13 protein-coding genes are annotated in these 15,497 nt (G+C 68.9%); 8 read left to right on the top strand and 5 right to left on the bottom strand.

Annotated elements, in window-relative coordinates:
* Positions 1–118 precede the first annotated feature (118 nt).
* From ACQPYM_RS35230 to ACQPYM_RS35210, 5 genes are all read left to right on the top strand, one after another.
* The gene (locus ACQPYM_RS35230; RefSeq protein ID WP_433009429.1) at positions 119–1,858 is read left to right on the top strand and encodes an acyltransferase; all 1,740 of its coding nucleotides are present in this window, start codon (positions 119–121) and stop codon (positions 1,856–1,858) included.
* 392 nt (positions 1,859–2,250) lie between these two features.
* Complete coding sequence (locus ACQPYM_RS35225) at positions 2,251–3,366, top strand: hypothetical protein (RefSeq protein ID WP_433009426.1); 1,116 nt, start codon at positions 2,251–2,253, stop codon at positions 3,364–3,366.
* Between the two features lie 495 nt (positions 3,367–3,861).
* A complete protein-coding gene (locus ACQPYM_RS35220; RefSeq protein ID WP_433009423.1) occupies positions 3,862–4,227 on the top strand; it encodes a hypothetical protein in 366 nt (121 codons plus the stop codon).
* Between the two features lie 187 nt (positions 4,228–4,414).
* Positions 4,415–5,968 carry a methyltransferase gene (locus ACQPYM_RS35215; protein WP_433009420.1) on the top strand — a complete coding sequence of 518 codons (1,554 nt, stop codon included), beginning with the start codon at positions 4,415–4,417 and terminating at the stop codon, positions 5,966–5,968.
* Positions 5,965–7,071: a hypothetical protein gene (locus ACQPYM_RS35210; protein ID WP_433009417.1), complete on the top strand. Its 1,107-nt coding sequence runs from the start codon at positions 5,965–5,967 to the stop codon at positions 7,069–7,071. Before ACQPYM_RS35215 ends, ACQPYM_RS35210 begins: the two co-directional genes overlap by 4 nt.
* A 361-nt stretch (positions 7,072–7,432) precedes the next feature.
* On the opposite strand, the gene serC is transcribed toward ACQPYM_RS35210, so the two are convergent.
* Entirely contained in the window at positions 7,433–8,587 is a 1,155-nt protein-coding gene (serC, locus tag ACQPYM_RS35205) for a phosphoserine transaminase (RefSeq protein WP_433009414.1), read from the bottom strand.
* A 463-nt stretch (positions 8,588–9,050) separates the two neighbouring features.
* Positions 9,051–9,884, bottom strand: coding sequence for a phytanoyl-CoA dioxygenase family protein (locus ACQPYM_RS35200; RefSeq protein ID WP_433009411.1), 834 nt, complete (start codon positions 9,882–9,884; stop codon positions 9,051–9,053).
* Positions 9,885–9,973: 89 nt separating this feature from the next.
* Here ACQPYM_RS35200 and ACQPYM_RS35195 point away from each other — a divergent pair, with 89 nt between their 5' ends.
* On the top strand, positions 9,974–10,795 hold the full coding sequence (locus ACQPYM_RS35195; RefSeq protein WP_433009408.1) for a helix-turn-helix domain-containing protein: 822 nt from the start codon (positions 9,974–9,976) through the stop codon (positions 10,793–10,795).
* Here the strand turns inward: ACQPYM_RS35195 and ACQPYM_RS35190 are convergent.
* Both ACQPYM_RS35190 and ACQPYM_RS35185 read right to left on the bottom strand, forming a co-directional pair.
* Positions 10,746–11,426, bottom strand: coding sequence for a DUF2293 domain-containing protein (locus tag ACQPYM_RS35190; protein WP_433009405.1), 681 nt, complete (start codon positions 11,424–11,426; stop codon positions 10,746–10,748). The genes ACQPYM_RS35195 and ACQPYM_RS35190 overlap by 50 nt on opposite strands.
* Before the next feature lie 10 nt (positions 11,427–11,436).
* Positions 11,437–12,558, bottom strand: a complete 1,122-nt coding sequence (locus ACQPYM_RS35185; protein WP_433009402.1) for a citrate synthase 2 — start codon at positions 12,556–12,558, stop codon at positions 11,437–11,439.
* A 101-nt stretch (positions 12,559–12,659) separates the two neighbouring features.
* On the opposite strand from ACQPYM_RS35185, the gene ACQPYM_RS35180 reads away from it, so the two are divergent.
* Positions 12,660–13,280, top strand: a complete 621-nt coding sequence (locus ACQPYM_RS35180) for a hypothetical protein (protein WP_433009399.1) — start codon at positions 12,660–12,662, stop codon at positions 13,278–13,280.
* Positions 13,281–13,304: 24 nt separating this feature from the next.
* A complete protein-coding gene (gene pdxH, locus ACQPYM_RS35175) occupies positions 13,305–13,928 on the top strand; it encodes a pyridoxamine 5'-phosphate oxidase (RefSeq protein ID WP_433009396.1) in 624 nt (207 codons plus the stop codon).
* 28 nt (positions 13,929–13,956) lie between these two features.
* Here pdxH and ACQPYM_RS35170 read toward each other — a convergent pair whose 3' ends face one another.
* Positions 13,957–15,420, bottom strand: a complete 1,464-nt coding sequence (locus ACQPYM_RS35170) for an MMPL family transporter (protein WP_433009393.1) — start codon at positions 15,418–15,420, stop codon at positions 13,957–13,959.
* Between the last annotated feature and the right edge of the window lie 77 nt (positions 15,421–15,497).

The raw sequence follows: 15,497 nt of genomic DNA, 5'->3' as shown, positions 1-15,497 counted from the left end.
GGGCTGCGGTCCGCCGCCTGGCGCCCCAGCGCCGGGTCGAAGCGGCGTCTGCGTGGGCACCTGCCGACGACACCCCTGCGCAACGCTCTGTCCGCGGTGTCTTGGATAGCGTTATCCCATGACCTCGCCCGATTCGCGTCCCGCCGTCAGCCGCCTCGACTTCCTGCCGTGGGAGTACGCCGGGGGCGCGTCGGCGGCCGAGCGTGAACGCCAAGCCGAGCGCCAACGTGAACTGACCGGCGAAACCGACCTCGCGGCGGATGCCTTCATCGCCGACACCGCTGCGGTGTTCTGCAACGTCCTGCGGATGGGGGAGCGGTCGTACATCGGAGCGCACGCCTACGTCACCGGCGAGGTGAGCATCGGCGCGGACTCGACGATCAACCCCTTCACGGTGGTGCGCGGCAAAGTCACCCTCGGCGACGGCGTCCGCATCGGCGCCCACGCCTCGCTCCTCGCCTTCAACCACGGCACCGCCCCCGACCAGCCGATCTTCCGCCAGGCCCACACCTCACGCGGCATCACCGTCGGTGACGACGTCTGGATAGGTTCCAACGCCCTCATCCTCGACGGCGTCACCATCGGCCCCCACAGCATCGTCGGCGCTGGCGCAGTAGTCACCAAAAACGTAGCCCCCTGGTCAGTAGTAGCCGGCAACCCAGCCAAACCCCTCCGAGACCGCCGCCACCCCTCGACCCCCAAGCCACCGGTCTCAGAGCCGGCCAACCCTGCGCCATCCCTCACCTCAGCGGCCGCAGTGCCGGCCCACCCTGCGCCTTCCCTCACCTCCGCTGTGGATCTGCCGCGGTTGGCGGCGGAGCTTGCTGGGCGGGCTCGAGAGCAGGTGGATGAGCTGGTGGGGAGATGTTGGGACGGCGAGCGGTTCGTCGACCAGCCCGGAGGTGAAGCTGCGATCCGTCCGTGGTGTGATGCGATCGAGTTGACCGACCTACTGGTGAGGCGCGCTCCGGCAGGGCATTCGGTGGATGATCTGGTACGCCGATTGCGGGCTCGCCAGGACCCGGCGACCGGGCTGGTGCCATCGAGCGATCTCGCCGACGCCGGCCTCGAGAAACCCTCCAGTGAGAGCGAACTGTCCGTCCTGGAAGGCGGAGCGAGCTACCACGTCCTGTGCGCCGGCTACGCCCTCCAACTTCTCGGTAGTTGCTTCGAGCATCCAATTCGCGTCGACGTGGCAACGGATCAACTGGACAACTTGCCATGGGCAAGAAACGCCTGGGGCGCGGGCGCGGCGATCGATGCCCTCGGCACCGCAATCGCCCGGAATCTCAACAACCACGGCGATTCCGCCCAACTCTTCACCCTCATGGGCTGGCTGACCGCCCGAGCCGACCCGGAGACCGGCATGTGGGGCACCCCGCATCCCGACGACGGCTGGCTGCAAGTCGTCAACGGGTTCTACCGCCTGACGCGCGGCACCTACGCGCAGTACGGGCTGCCTTTGCCGTATCCGGAGGCCGCCATCCGCACCGTTCTGACCCACTCCCAGGACCAGCGTGTTTTCAGCGGCGACGGCTTCAACGCCTGCAACGTGCTCGATGTGATCCACCCGCTCTGGCTGGCCGGCAAGCAGACCGAGTTCCGCCGAGCCGAGGGCCGCCGATGGGCCGAGCGGATGCTTACTGCAATCCTCGGCCGCTGGGTGGACGGTGCCGGTTTCGCGTTCGCCCCCGACGGTGACGGCGACCGGGCGCTGCCCGGGTTGCAGGGCACCGAGATGTGGCTGGCGATCATCTGGCTGCTGACCGACTACCTGGGCTTGTCCGACGTACTCGGCTACCGCCCGCGCGGAGTACACCGCCCAGAACCCCTCATCGCAGTACCGAAGCTGGGCTGACCACTCACCGCAGTACCAACGACCCCGCCCACTGCGCACTCGACCCCACGAGTAGCTGGGTCGGGGCCGGCACCTGCTTGCTCCACCGGTCCGGGGCGGATTTTGTCCCAGATCGGTAGCAGGATCCTCCTCGGTTCCGGCGAAAAAGCTCCCCGAATCGGTTCAGGGGTGAGGCGCGCCTGTCGCCTCGCCCCTGGCCGACCGGTTTCAGTACTCCGGGAGCGGGATCCGGCGGTCAGTCCGCTCCGGCGGGCCTTCGAGGTGACACTGCTGGTCGGGAACGGGTGGCTGGTCGATTAACCTGGGCCGGTGGACCCCCGGACCCGACGGCTCGTCACCTCTGTCGTACTAGCGGCGCTGGTCGCAATCGTGGTGATCGCGGCCCTGGTGCGATGACCGGCCCGGACCAGCGGTCGCCGTACTTGTTGCGAGCGGGCCTGGTCCGCAACGTCCGGACCGGGGAGCACCTGACCACCTTCGTGGTGTCGGGCGTCGCAACCGTCCTGATCACCCGGCTGATCCTGGGGCTGAGCGGCTACCCCCAGATCGGCGGGAAGGGCCTGCACATCGCCCACGTCCTGCCGGGCGGCCTCCTGATGCTGCTGGCGATCTACCTGCTGCTGTCGTACGTCGGCCCGGTGGTGCGCCCGGCGGCCGCGCTGGTGGGCGGTGTCGGCTTCGGGCTGTTCATCGACGAGGTGGGCAAGTTCGTCACCTCCGACAACAACTACTTCTACCAACCGACCGCGGCGATCGTGTACGTCGTCTTCGTGCTGATCGTGCTCGGCTCCCGCTTCGTCAACAACCGGCGGCCCATCGACGAGCGCGAGCAGCTGGCCAACGTGGTCGACCACGCCGTCGAGGGCGTGGCCGGCGGCCTCTCCCGCCGCCGCCGAGCCCAGGACGCGCGGCAACTCCGGGCAGTAGGCCCGAACGTCCCCGGCCGCCTGGAAACGCGAGCACTCCTGGCTGCGTGCCCACCGGACGAGGTAGAACTAGCGGCCCCAGTCGACGCCGCCTGGCGAGCCCTACAACGCGGCTTCGACCGCCTGGCCACACATCCACTAGCGCCGCGCGTTGCGGTCGCAGTACTAGGAGTGCAGGCCCTGAGCGCCCCCGCCATAGCCGCCGCCATCCGCTTCGACGACGACCGACTACTAACAGACCTCCCAGTCCTAGGAGTAGCCGGCGGAAGCCTCCTCTCAGCCACCTTCACTGTCCGCGGCTGGCTCCGCCTACGAGCCCACGACCGAGCCCGAGCAGTACGCCTCTTCGAACTAGCAGTACTGGTAAGCCTCCTGGTAACCCAGGTCTTCCAATTCGCCGGCACCCAATTCGCCGCAGTAGGCGGAATGACCCTAGACCTAATCCTCCTAGGCCTCCTAGGCGCAGAATCCGCCCGCCTACAACAAACCACACCCCAACCCCCACCACCCCCCAACCTCTTACCGCTACCCCCGAACCCCTCCAGCCCCCCATTCCCGACAGACCCAGCCAACCCCACCTGACCCCCACCCCACCGCCCTCGCCCCGTCCCGCCACCGGCTCTCCGGTCCCGCCGGACCTCGCGTCCCGCCACGGCTCACCCGTCCCGCCGGACCCCGCCTCCCGCCCCGCCCGCCTCGCACCGGCGCCGGCTCACCCGGGCTCGTCCCGCCTCCATCCCCGTCCTCCCCGCCCGTCCCGCCCCGACCCCGGCTCACGCACGCCGCCCGTCCCGCGCCCCGACCCCGGCTCACCCCGGCTCGTCCCAGCGCCGCCCTGGCCCGTCCCGCCGCTCGGCCAACCCGGCCCGCCTGCCCGGCCCAACCCTGCTGCCCTCCAGCCTTGCCGCCTTCCCATGTCTCGCCTCGCCCGGACAGGCTCGCGGCCGGTTGTCCACAGGGCTGAACTTTCTCCTCGGGGGCGGCCCGGATCGCGGCATCTTCTCTGGTGAGAAGAAAAGCAGGGCACGGACGCGGCTGCAGTGGCCGGGCGGCCCGTCGAGGAGAAGGAGATTGACCATGGTTCGGGTGATGCTCGAGGACGCGGACTACTGCGACGTCCCGTCCGACCTGATGACGTTCGACGACGGCGTCATCGTGTTCTGGCGCGACGGCGAGGAGGTGGGCCGGCACCGGCAGATGCGCATCCGCGCGCTGGAACTGCCGGCCGCCCGCTCGTTCGGCCGCCGGATCGAGGAAGCGCGCAAGACCTATCCGAACGCCTTCCGGCTCTGGACCAAGGAGCAGGAGGACCAACTGACCGAGATGTTCCACAACGGCGCGTCCAAGGACGAACTGGTAGCCGCCCTCGGCCGTCAGCCAGGGGGAATCGAAACCCGACTCAGAGCCCTCAATCTGCTCAGCGAGGAGGAGAAACTCACCTGAGTCGGGGGTGCTGCGCCCTGCTCTCTTACGCCGGGCCGCGCGCGCCGATCGGCTGAGAGCGACCGGCACCCGAATCCGCGGCGGTGCGCCCTCGCTGGGTGCGCATGCCGACCGAGTGACTGCATGCGGAACGGAGCCGGACGAGACCGTTTTGTGATCTCATGGCGGGGTCGGCGACAATGGCGCGATGCAGGCTGACCAGCAAGCGGACGAGCGGGCGCGCAACGCGGACTCCAACGCGCGCAGCGACGCGGGCTCCGGCACGCGTGGCGGCGCGAACTCCGACGTGCGCAGCAATGCGGCCAACGCGGGCTCTGGCGCGCGCAGCGACGCGCGTGACGAGAGCCTTGACGCTGACTCCGGTGTGCGTGGCGATGCGGCCAGCGCGGGCTCCGATGCGGATTCCGACGTGGGCAGCGACGCGGATGATGCGGGCTCCGACGCGCGCAGCGACGCGGGTGATGGGGGTCTTGACGCTGACTCCCATGTGCGTGGCGATGTGGGCGGTGTGGGTGCTGGCGCGAGGGCCGAGGCGGGTGAGGAGTCTGTTGCGCGGGACGTGGTGCGGGCTGCTTTGTTGGAGTCGGGTGGGCTGGTTCGGGCCATCGGGTCCGGGCGGCGGCGGGGTGCGGAGGCGCCGGAGTACCAGCGGGTCGAGTTGCGGTATGTCGACCTGAAGGGGGTTCGGCATCTGCAGGTCACCGAGTACGACGAGCGGCAGGCGCATACCCGCAATGCGGGTCCTGCCGCGGTCGACGCGGTGGTGGACGAGTTGCTCGCGGCGCCGTACGGGAACTGGCATGTGGAGACGACTGCTGAGACGCTGCGGCTGCGGTACACCAAGAAGGGCAAGTCGCTGCTGCATCGGCAGGCGGAGCAGCATGAGCAGGAGACCTCGCACGACCGGACCAAGCAGCGGATGCTCGATCCGGCCGCGCCGTTCCTGATCGAGTTGGGCATCAGTGACCATCGCGGCCGGGTGAAGCCGTCGCGGCAGTCGAAGTACAAGCAGATCGACGAGTTCTGCAAGTTGCTGCTGCCGGCGGTGGAGGACGCGCTGGCAGCCGGCCGGATCGAATCCGGGCGGCCGCTACAAGTGGTCGACCTCGGCTGCGGGAACGCCTATCTCACGCTCGCGGCGTACCACCTGCTGACCGCGACCGGGTACGACGTGCGGATGACCGGCATCGACCGTACTCCGGCGGCGCGCGAGCGGAACACCCAACGCGTCACCGCGCTCGGGTGGCAGGACCACCTCCGGTTCGTCGACGCGACCATCGCGGAGGCGGAGCTCGACACCCGGCCGGACGTCGTCCTAGCGCTGCACGCCTGCGACACGGCGACCGACGACGCGCTGGCGCGGGCGGTCGGCTGGGAGGCTCCGCTGATCCTGGCGGCGCCGTGCTGTCACCATGACATCCAGAAGCAGCTCAAGAACGTCGAACCACCGGCGCCTTACGCGCTGCTGACCAGATATGGCATCGTTCGGGAACGGTTCGCCGACGTCCTGACCGATTCCCTGCGGGCGGCGGTACTACGACAGGTCGGTTACCGGGTAGAGGTGGTGCAGTTCGTGGACAGTGAACACACGCCGCGCAACCTGCTGCTCCGGGCTGCCCGGACCGGGGCGACGGCCGGCCCTGAGGTGCGGGCGGAGTACGAGGCGTTGACCGGGGAGTGGCACGTCGAGCCGCGGCTCGCGACGCTGGTCCTTGCCCCCAACCGCGAGGCGGTGCTTTGAGCTTGCTGCGCAACGCCCTGACCCTGGCCGCCGTGACCCTGCTGAGCCTGGGCGGAGCCACGATCCCGGCCGGTCCGGCCGCGGCCGCGGATCCGACTCCTGGTGCCCCGAAGAAGCTGTTCTCGATCAACGACAGCCGGGTGGACGAGTCCTCCGGGCTCGCCAAGAGCGCGAAGTACGAGAACATCTGGTGGACGGTGAACGACTCCGGGGACACCGCCCGGGTGTTCGGGGTCGACGCCAAGGGCAAGGTGCGGGTCGAGCTGAAGTTCAAGGCGCCGGTGCGCGACGTGGAAGCCGTCGGGGTCGACCGCGACGGCACGATCTATATCGCCGACATCGGGGACAACAACCGCACCCGCAAGACCATCGAGGTGTATACGATCCCCGAACCGGCCCAGCTCGAGGACGAGGAGAACGTCAAGTTCCACCGGTACGACTTCGAGTATCCCGACGGTGCGCACGACGCCGAGACCCTGCTGATCGAGCCGGAGACCAAGCGGCTGTACTTCGTCACCAAGGTCAAGACGAAGGCCGGTGCCATCTACGCGGCGCCCGAGACGTCCTCGCGGGAGGGCACGAATGAGCTGACCAAACTCGGCGACGCCCCGGCTTCGTCGTTCGGGGTGACCGACGGCACCTTCATGCCGGACGGCAAGACCGTCGTACTACGGACCTACATGGACGTCGCCACCGTGGCGTGGGGAGATACCCCGACGTTGGTGGCTCGCGCGGACACACCGATGGCGCAGGGCGAGTCGGTCGCGGTGGGACCGACCGGGACGGACATCCTGGTCGGCAGCGAGGGCGACAACTCGCCGGTCTACCAGATGGCCCCACCGGCGAAGAAGTCCGCCGCGAAGCCACCCGCCTCCTCCGCGCCGACCGCGAAGCCGAAGCCGGCCGCGAGCGCCAACACGGAACCGAAGCAGAACCACAGCCTCCGCTGGATCATCATCGGCGCCGCCCTGCTGGCCCTCATCATCACCTTCGTCACCTTCCCACCCGGCCGCCGCGAACGCCTCGACCGAATGGCCGAAAACGCCCGCCTAACAGGCCAACCCCCACCCAACCCCCACGGCCGCCGCCGCTCCAACGCCTAGCCCTCAAGCTGGCTTGCCCCAACGGCTAACCCCCAGCGGGCCTGCCCCAACGGCTAACCCCGCAGTCGGCCGGCCCGCTAGTGACCTGCAGTCACGCGGACCCTCAGCGCGGCGATGCGACCTGGCGGGAAGGCACGGCGACCCGCAGTCACGCGACCCGCAGACAGGCGGCCCGCAGTTCACAGCCGTGTCTGGCTTGGGACGCGGGTTGCTGGCAATTGCGCAGTACTCGGTCCTCGACCACAGCTAGCCGCTGGGCAGCACGAGTTACCTACCGGCAGGGCTAGAGGGTTTGGTGCCGCCATGCAAAAGCAGCCGTCACCCTGGTGCGGGGTGACGGCTGCTCTGTGCAACGGCTACTTCAGCGGAGCTTTTCTACTGTGTAGTCGATTGCTTGGGTGAGCTTTTCTACGTCGTCGGGGTCGACGGCGGGGAACATTGCTACTCGGAGCTGGTTGCGGCCGAGCTTTCGGTAGGGCTCTGTGTCGACGATGCCGTTGGCGCGTAGTACCTTCGCGACTGCTGCTGCGTCGATCGAGTCGTCGAGGTCGATGGTGCCGATGACCAGCGAGCGGGCGTCGGCGTCTTCGACGTACGGGGTTGCGTAGTCGGACTTTTCGGCCCACGTGTACAGGCGGTTGCTGGAGTCGGTGGTGCGGGCGACGCTCCACTCGAGGCCGCCCTGGCTGTTGATCCAGTCGGTCTGCTCGGCCATCAGGAACAGCGTTGCCAGCGACGGCGTGTTGTAGGTCTGGTTCTTGCTGGAGTTGTCGATCGCCGTCGCCAGGTCCAGGAAGGCGGGGATCCAGCGCCCGGAGGCGGTGATCTCCTCGACCCGGGCCAGCGCGGCCGGGGACATCAGCGCGATCCACAGGCCGCCGTCGGAGGCGAAGCACTTCTGCGGCGCGAAGTAGTAGACGTCGACCTCGTTGATGTCGACCGGCAGGCCGCCGGCGCCCGAGGTGGCGTCGATGGCTACCAGCGCGCCCTCGTCGGCGCCTTCGACGCGCTTGATCGGGGCCATCACGCCGGTGGAGGTCTCGTTGTGCGGCCAGGCGTACAGGTCCACGCCCGCCTCGGCGACCGGCGCCGGGCGGGTGCCCGGGTCGGCCTTGATAACGCTCGGCTCACCCAGGTGCGGTGCCAGCTGAGCGGCCTTGGCGAACTTCGAGGAGAACTCGCCGAAGCTCAGGTGCTGGCTCTTCTCCCGGATCAGCCCGAACGTCGCGATGTCCCAGAACGCGGTCGAGCCGCCGTTGCCGAGCACGACCTGGTACCCGTCGGGCAGCTGGAAGAGGTCGGAGACACCCTGCTGGACGCGGGCCACCAGGTTCTTCACCGGGGCCTGGCGGTGCGAGGTGCCGAGCAGCTTCGCGCCCTCGGTCGCCAGGGCCGCGACGGCCTCGGGACGCACCTTGGACGGACCGGCACCGAACCGCCCGTCGGCGGGCTTGAGCTCTGCGGGGATGATGATGTCGCTGGTCACCAGCGTTTCCCTTCGTCGTCTGCTGAACATCTCGCCGACGACGCTGTCAGCAAACCCCAGTCTTCCACACCCCGCCCCAACCCCGAGGCCGAGGTCCACCACGGCGTCCGCCTCCTGTGGTGGCGAGGGTTGCTGGGGGTGCTCGCCGCGGTGATGAGGCGGACGGCCGCCGCGGTGGTTGAGGTGGGCGTCCGCCTGTTGTGGGGTGAAGGGCGGTCGCTGTTGTGGTGGGGGTGTGTGTCGCGTGGCGGTGGAGGTGGGCGTCCGGCTCCTGTGGTGGGGAGGTTGGTGCTCGCCGCGGTGATGAGGCGGAGGGCCGCCGCGGTGGTTGAGGTGGGCGTCCGCCTGTTGTGCTGCGGAGTGTGTTCGCGCGTGGGGCTCGTGCGTGTGGGGGGAGTCTCGTGCGTGTGGAGAGGACTCGCGGTTGTGGTGGAGTCTCGCGGGGCGGGGGGGGGCTTGCGGGGCGGGGGGCTTGCGGGGTGGGGGCGGTGGGTTACTCGTGTTTGCGGGTGGTTTGTTCTTGGCCGGTTAGTACTGCTACTTGGTCGGCCTCGGTGGTTACCCATTCGCCGCAGGCGCCGCCGCCTTCTGCTACGTCGAGGTCGAGGGGAGTGCCGTCCATCCGCAGCGCGGGGTGGTAGTACTCGGCTACTTGTTTTGCTTCGCCTTGGATGTAGTGGCCGATCAGGGCTCGGCGGAAGCGGTCGGGGGTGATGTTGGGGGCGCTGCCGTGCACTAGGGCTCCGTGGAAGAACAGGACGTCGCCAGGAGACATTTCGACCGGTACTGCGGCGTTTGGGTCCGGTAGGGGGACGGTGATGTCGGTGAAGCTGACCTTGGTGTCGGCCTTTTCGGTGCAGAGGATTGGCCAGCGGTGGCTGCCTGGTACGACCTCTAGGCAGCCGTTCTCCACGTCGACCTCGTCGAGCGCCATCCAGGCCGCCACGCACGTCCCCGGCTCGGCCCTCAGGTAGAAGTTGTCCTGGTGCAACGCCTGCCCGCGTGAGCCCGGCGGCTTGAAGTAGATCATCGTCTGCACCGCGTACGGCGACCTGCCCAGCAGCCCGGTCAGCACCTCGTCCAGCCGGCTGTCGATCAGCCACTGCAGCGACAACTCGTCCCACCGGTGCATCTGCGCCATCCGCGGATACCGCCGCAACGGGTCCCGGCCGTCAGCCTGTACTCCGACCACATCGCCCTCGTAGGACCCCCGGTGACGCAAGCCCATGTAGTGATCCCGCAGTCGCTCCACTTCGTCGACGGCGAACAACCCACGGACCACCGTGTACCCCGCGCTGTCGAACTCCTGCTTGAACGAAACGCTCACCGGTGCCTCCTACGGACTATTCTGACCACCAAATCCTCCCTACCAGAGCCCAACAAAGCGACGGTCGATCGACGCAAGGACTTGACCTTTTGACGCATCCTTCAAGATCAGCCCCAGCGCTGGCCGGCCCGGTCGGGCTCGAGCTGTTCAGCCCGCCGACCTTCTGGCGATGCGAGCCGAGCTGGTCCTGGGTGTCGCGACCACTCGAGGACCACCTGTTGTGGTGCGTACTCGACGGCATCGGCCGGCTGGAGCTCAACGGCAACACCCGCGAGCTCGGCCCGGGCGTCTGCGCCGTGTTCGCCCCCGGTGACGCACCGACGGCCAGACACGATCCGCGGCGACGGCTGCTGGTCTTCGGGATGCACTTCGCCGTCAGCCCGGCGGGCGTAGTACCGGGGGAGCGGTGGGCTGAGGTTGGTGACCGGGTGCTGCTGGGAGCGCTGGCGCGCAGCAGCGATACGGCGTACCGGCGGGGTGATGCGTTAGGACGCAGGCAGGCCGAGCTGTGTCTGGAGCAGTTGCTCGGGCTGATCTGGGACGCGGCGTACAGCCCGCAGCCGAGTGCGACCGACACTGCGATCCAGGAGGTCGCCCAGGCGATCCGGCAGGACCCCAGCCGCGACTGGAGCGTCGCGGAGATGGCTGGGCAGGCAGCACTGTCCAGGGCGCAGTTCACTCGCCGGTTCGTCGCACAGCACGGTACTTCGCCGGCGCAGTACGTGATCCAGGCGCGGGTGGAGCGAGCACACCAACTCCTGACAGAGACCGGCCTGACGGTCACCCAGGTCGCCGCTGCACTCGGCTACACCGACATCGCCTACTTCAGCCGGCAGTACAAGCAACGGACCGGTCACTCGCCTAGCGAGGACGGCGCCACTGGTCGAGCACCTCGTCGACCTGTGCCCTGATCCGCTCGCGCGCCTCGGCACGTGGCACACCGGCCATCAGCAACTCGTCGTACGACGTGTCCAGGTGGCGGATGGACGCCACTACCGCGAGCGTGACGGCGTTCTCTTCCAGCGCCCGGCCGGCGGCTGACCGGCCGACGCGTCCGCTGCTGCGGGTGCCGGCATGTTCGGCGATCGCCTCCGCCCGGTCAGCGTCACAGCCCGGGAACAGCCGGACGATCTCGCCGGCCATCCGCCGCTGGAAGTCCACATCCTCGACCGCCCGCTTCTCCCGAGCACGCTCCCGCTGCCGCGCGCGGAGGTCCTCGTCGGCAAGGCACTGCTCCTCCGCGAGTTCCAGCGCGGGCGACTCGACCAGCACTCCCTCCCGCTCGTACCGCTTCCGAGCTCTACTCCAGCGGATCACGACAGCTGACAACGTGCTCGCTTTGCGCGCCCGCCGGGTCAAGGCGGTGTTGCCGGCGGGCAGGAAGACCAGGTGGTCCAGATCGACGCACTCGAGGCAGTGCGGCGCATCATCCTCGAGCCGCAGGAGACCAGCCTCGGTCGTCCCGCAGTCGCTGCAGGTGAACGCCTTGGCCGGGGAGATCACCACCAGATCGTCAGCCTTGGGCTCGTCGTGCGGGCTCACCCAGCGAACCTCATGCCCACTTCTGGCTCCAGCCCTCCACCGAGGTGGCGGGTCGGGTTGCGGGGCCGGAGTAGATCGCGGACGGGCGGATGAGGCGGCCGGTGCGCTTCTGCTCCAGGACGTGGGCGCTCCAGCCTGCCGTACGGGCGCAGGTGAACATCGAGGTGAACATCGGCGGCGGGACCTCGGCGAAGTCCAGCACGATGGCGGCCCAGAACTCGACGTTGGTCTCCAGCACCCGGTCGGGCCGGCGTTCGCGCAGCTCGGCCAGTGCGGCCTGCTCCAGCGCCTGGGCGACCTCGTAGCGGGGCGCGTCCAGCTCCTGCGCCGTACGCCGCAGTACGCGGGCGCGCGGGTCCTCGGCTCGGTAGACCCGGTGGCCGAAGCCCATCAGGCGCTCGCCGGCGTCCAGCAGGCCCTTCACGTACGAGCGGGCGTCGCCGCTCTTCTCCACGCCTTCGATCATCGTCAGGACGCGGGCCGGCGCACCACCGTGCAGCGGACCGGACATCGCGCCGACCGCACCCGACAGGGCCGCGGCGACATCGGCGCCGGTGGAGGCGATCACCCGGGCGGTGAAGGTGGAGGCGTTCATGCCGTGCTCGGCGGCGGAGGTCCAGTACGCGTCGACCGCCTTGACGTGCTTGGGATCGGGCTCGCCGCGCCAGCGGATCATGAACCGCTCGGTGATCGTGGTCGCCTTGTCCACCTCGCGTTGCGGCACCATCGGTTGCCCGATGCCACGAGCCGCCTGGGCGACGTACGACAGCGCCATCACGGCCGCGCGGGACAGGTCGTCGCGGGCCTGGACGTCGTCGATGTCGTAGAGCGGCCGCAGACCCCAGGCGGGGGCGAGCATCGCCAGCGCGGACTGGACGTCGACCCGGACATCACCAGTGTGTACGGGCAGCGGGAACGGCTCGGCGGGCGGCAGACCGGGGGTGAAGGCGCCGTCGACGAGCAGGCCCCAGACGTTCTCGAACGGCACCCGGCCGACCAGGTCCTCGATGTCCACCCCGCGGTACCGCAGCGCCGAGCCTTCCTTGTCCGGCTCGGCAATCTGGGTGTCGAACGCGACGACACCTTCCAGACCGTGCAGAACTTCGGCCTTCGGCACTACTGGATCTGACATCCCCGGCGACTCCCTTGTCCTCGTTAGGCGCTCAGGCAGCATAGTTCTCCGGCGAGCCGCACGGACAGATCTGTGACCGGTTCGGCGTTTAGGGTCAGCCCATGACGCGCCCCGCGAACCAGTTGCCCGGCATCATCGGCGGAGTGGTCACCGGTCTGGCGGTGGCCTGGCTCAGCCTGATGGCGGTGTCGTACGCCAGTGGCCACATGATGCAGCGGCTGGTCCGCCTCCGGAACGACGGGAGCACCCTGCTCTGGGCGGTGCTGATCGTCGTGATCGCGGTGGTCGTGGGCCTGCTGATGTCGATCCGGCCGATCGGCGCGGGCGTGATGGTCGGAGCCGGGCTGCTGTGGTCGGGCGTCGGGCTGGCGCTCCAAGTGTTGCCGATCCGGCTGGCCTTCGATCTCAGCAAGCTCTTCGAGTTCCCCGGCCGGCCGAGATTCCGCAGTTCGATCGTCTGGGACGGCTCGATCCTGTTCCTCGGAGCGCTCGTGCTGGTCCTGGGCCTGCGACGGCTCGTCCAGGACGCGCGCAGGACAGCGCCTGGCGTCCAGGACACCTTCCCGACCGGACAGCCCGGCCTCTACCCACAGCACAGCACCTTCCCGCAGCCGGGCGCTCACCCACAGCCCGGCACCTTCCCGCAGCCGGGCAACCCGCAGCAGGGGCCCTACCCGCAGCAGGGCACCTACCCGCCGGCTGGCAACTACCCGCAGCACTAGGCTCGGGTTGTGGACCTTGGAGAGATGCGGCAGACGTATGGCCTGGGTGAGCTGCTCGAAAACCAGGTGGACGCCGACCCGGTGAAGCAGTTCGCGTTGTGGCTCGCGCAGGCGGCCGACGCCGGCGTACACGAGCCGAACGCGATGGTGCTGGCCACAGCCGACCGCGATGGGAAGCCTTCCGCGCGGACGGTGCTGCTGAAGGGTCTCGACGAGCGCGGGTTCGTCTTCTACACCAATCAGCAGTCACGCAAGGCCGACGACCTCGCGGTCAACCCGGCCTGCGCACTCGTCTTCCCCTGGCACTCGATGGAACGACAGGTGCGCGTCGAAGGCACCGCGAGCAAACTGCCGCAGGAAGAGGTCGACGCGTACTTCGCCAGCAGGCCGCGCGGCTCCCAGTTGGGTGCCTGGGCGTCCCAGCAGAGCCAGCCGGTCGAGTCTCGCGAGGAGCTGGACCTGCAGTACGCGTCGTACGAGCGGCAGTGGCCGGAGGGGACCGAGATCGCAACCCCCTACTTCTGGGGCGGCTATCGGATCGAACCGGCCGTGTTCGAGTTCTGGCAGGGCCGCGTCGGCCGGCTGCACGACCGCCTCCAGTACCTCAAGGACGGCGACACCTGGCAGCTGCGGCGCCTGCAGCCCTAGCCCTAGCCGAAAGCCCTAGCCGGAAGCCCTAACCCACCCGAGTCAGCTCGCGTGGCGTGGGCTCGCCCGAGTCGGCCGGTCCGGTCTCGCGGAAGCCGTGCCGCTGCCACCACCGGGCCAATGGCCCCGGAGCCCACCAGTTGGCGTGGCCGAGCAACCGCATCGTCGCCGGCACCAGCAAGGCGCGGACCACCGTCGCGTCGATCGCGATCGCGATCACCAGCCCGATCCCGATCATCTTCACGAACACGATGCCCGACGTGGCGAACGCGCCCACCACGATGATCAGCAGCAACGCCGCGCTGGTGATGATCCCGCCGGTCCGTTGCAGGCCGAGGGCAACCGCCTGGCTGTTGTCACCGGTCCTGTCGTACTCCTCCCGGATCCGGCTGAGCAGGAACACCTCGTAGTCCATCGACAACCCGAACAGGACGGCGAACAGCAGGACCGGGTTGGTCGCGTCGAGGAACCCGGCCGGGGTGAAGTCGAGCAGGCCGGACAGGTTGCCGTCCTGGAAGATCCACACCATCGCGCCGAACGAGGCGGACAGCGACAACACGTTCATCAGCAGCGCCTTGGCCGGCAGCACAACGGAGCCGAAGGCAACGAACAGCAGGACGAACGTGACCAGGACGACGAACCCGGCCATCCACGGCGCCCGCTCGCGCAGTACGTCCAGCAGATCGACGAGAGCCGCGGTGTCGCCGCCGGCTTCGACCGAGACTCCGGCCGGAGGTTCGACAGCGCGGACACCGTTCACCACGTCACGAGCGGGCAACTCCTGCGAGGTGTAGTGCGTGTGCACGACCACGGACGCGATGCCGTCCTTGACGCCCGCCAACTGCACACCCGTGACGTCCTTCACCTGCTGAAGCTCAGCGATATAAGGCGCGAGCACTGTCGCCGGGTCACCGGACGACACCCGAGCAGCAACCAGTACGTCGGAACCGCCCGCGCCCGCGAAGTCGCTCCGCAACACCTCGGTGACCGTCCGGCTGTCGGCGCCCGAGGGAAGGGCCCGGTGGTCGACGCCACCCAACTGCGCTTGCAGGAAAGGGATCCCGAGGATGAGCAGCAACGGCACCAGTACCACGACGTACCGGATGGGCCGGCGCATCACGCTGTGCGCGAGTCGATACCAGGCGCCGTGCTCACTAGAACCCACGTGGCGTTTCAGGAACGGAATCCGCAGGTTGTTCACCCGATGGCCGAGCACGGCCAGGAGAGCGGGCAACGCGGTCAGCGCGGCGATCAGGGCGACCAGGACCGCGGCAGCGCCGCCGTACGCCATCGAGCGCAGGAACATCACCGGGAACAGCACCAGACTGGAGATCGCCACCCCGACCGTGACGCCGGAGAACGCGACGGTCCGGCCCGCCGTGCTCATCGTCACCGCCAGGGCGGTCTCGACATCGTTGCCGAGAGCAAGCTGTTCGCGGAAGCGGGTGACGATGAACAACGCGTAGTCGATCGCGAGCCCGAGGCCGATCATCGTGACGATGTTGATCGAGAAGACCGAGACGTCGGTGAAGGTGGTCAGCGCGCAGCACCACGAAGGCGCCGAGGATC

Source organism: Kribbella sp. CA-294648 (assembly GCF_050943845.1).
In the GTDB taxonomy this organism is placed as follows: Bacteria; Actinomycetota; Actinomycetes; order Propionibacteriales; family Kribbellaceae; genus Kribbella.
Note: the sequence above shows the minus strand (reverse complement) of the source record. Positions and strands in the feature narration are given on the sequence as shown.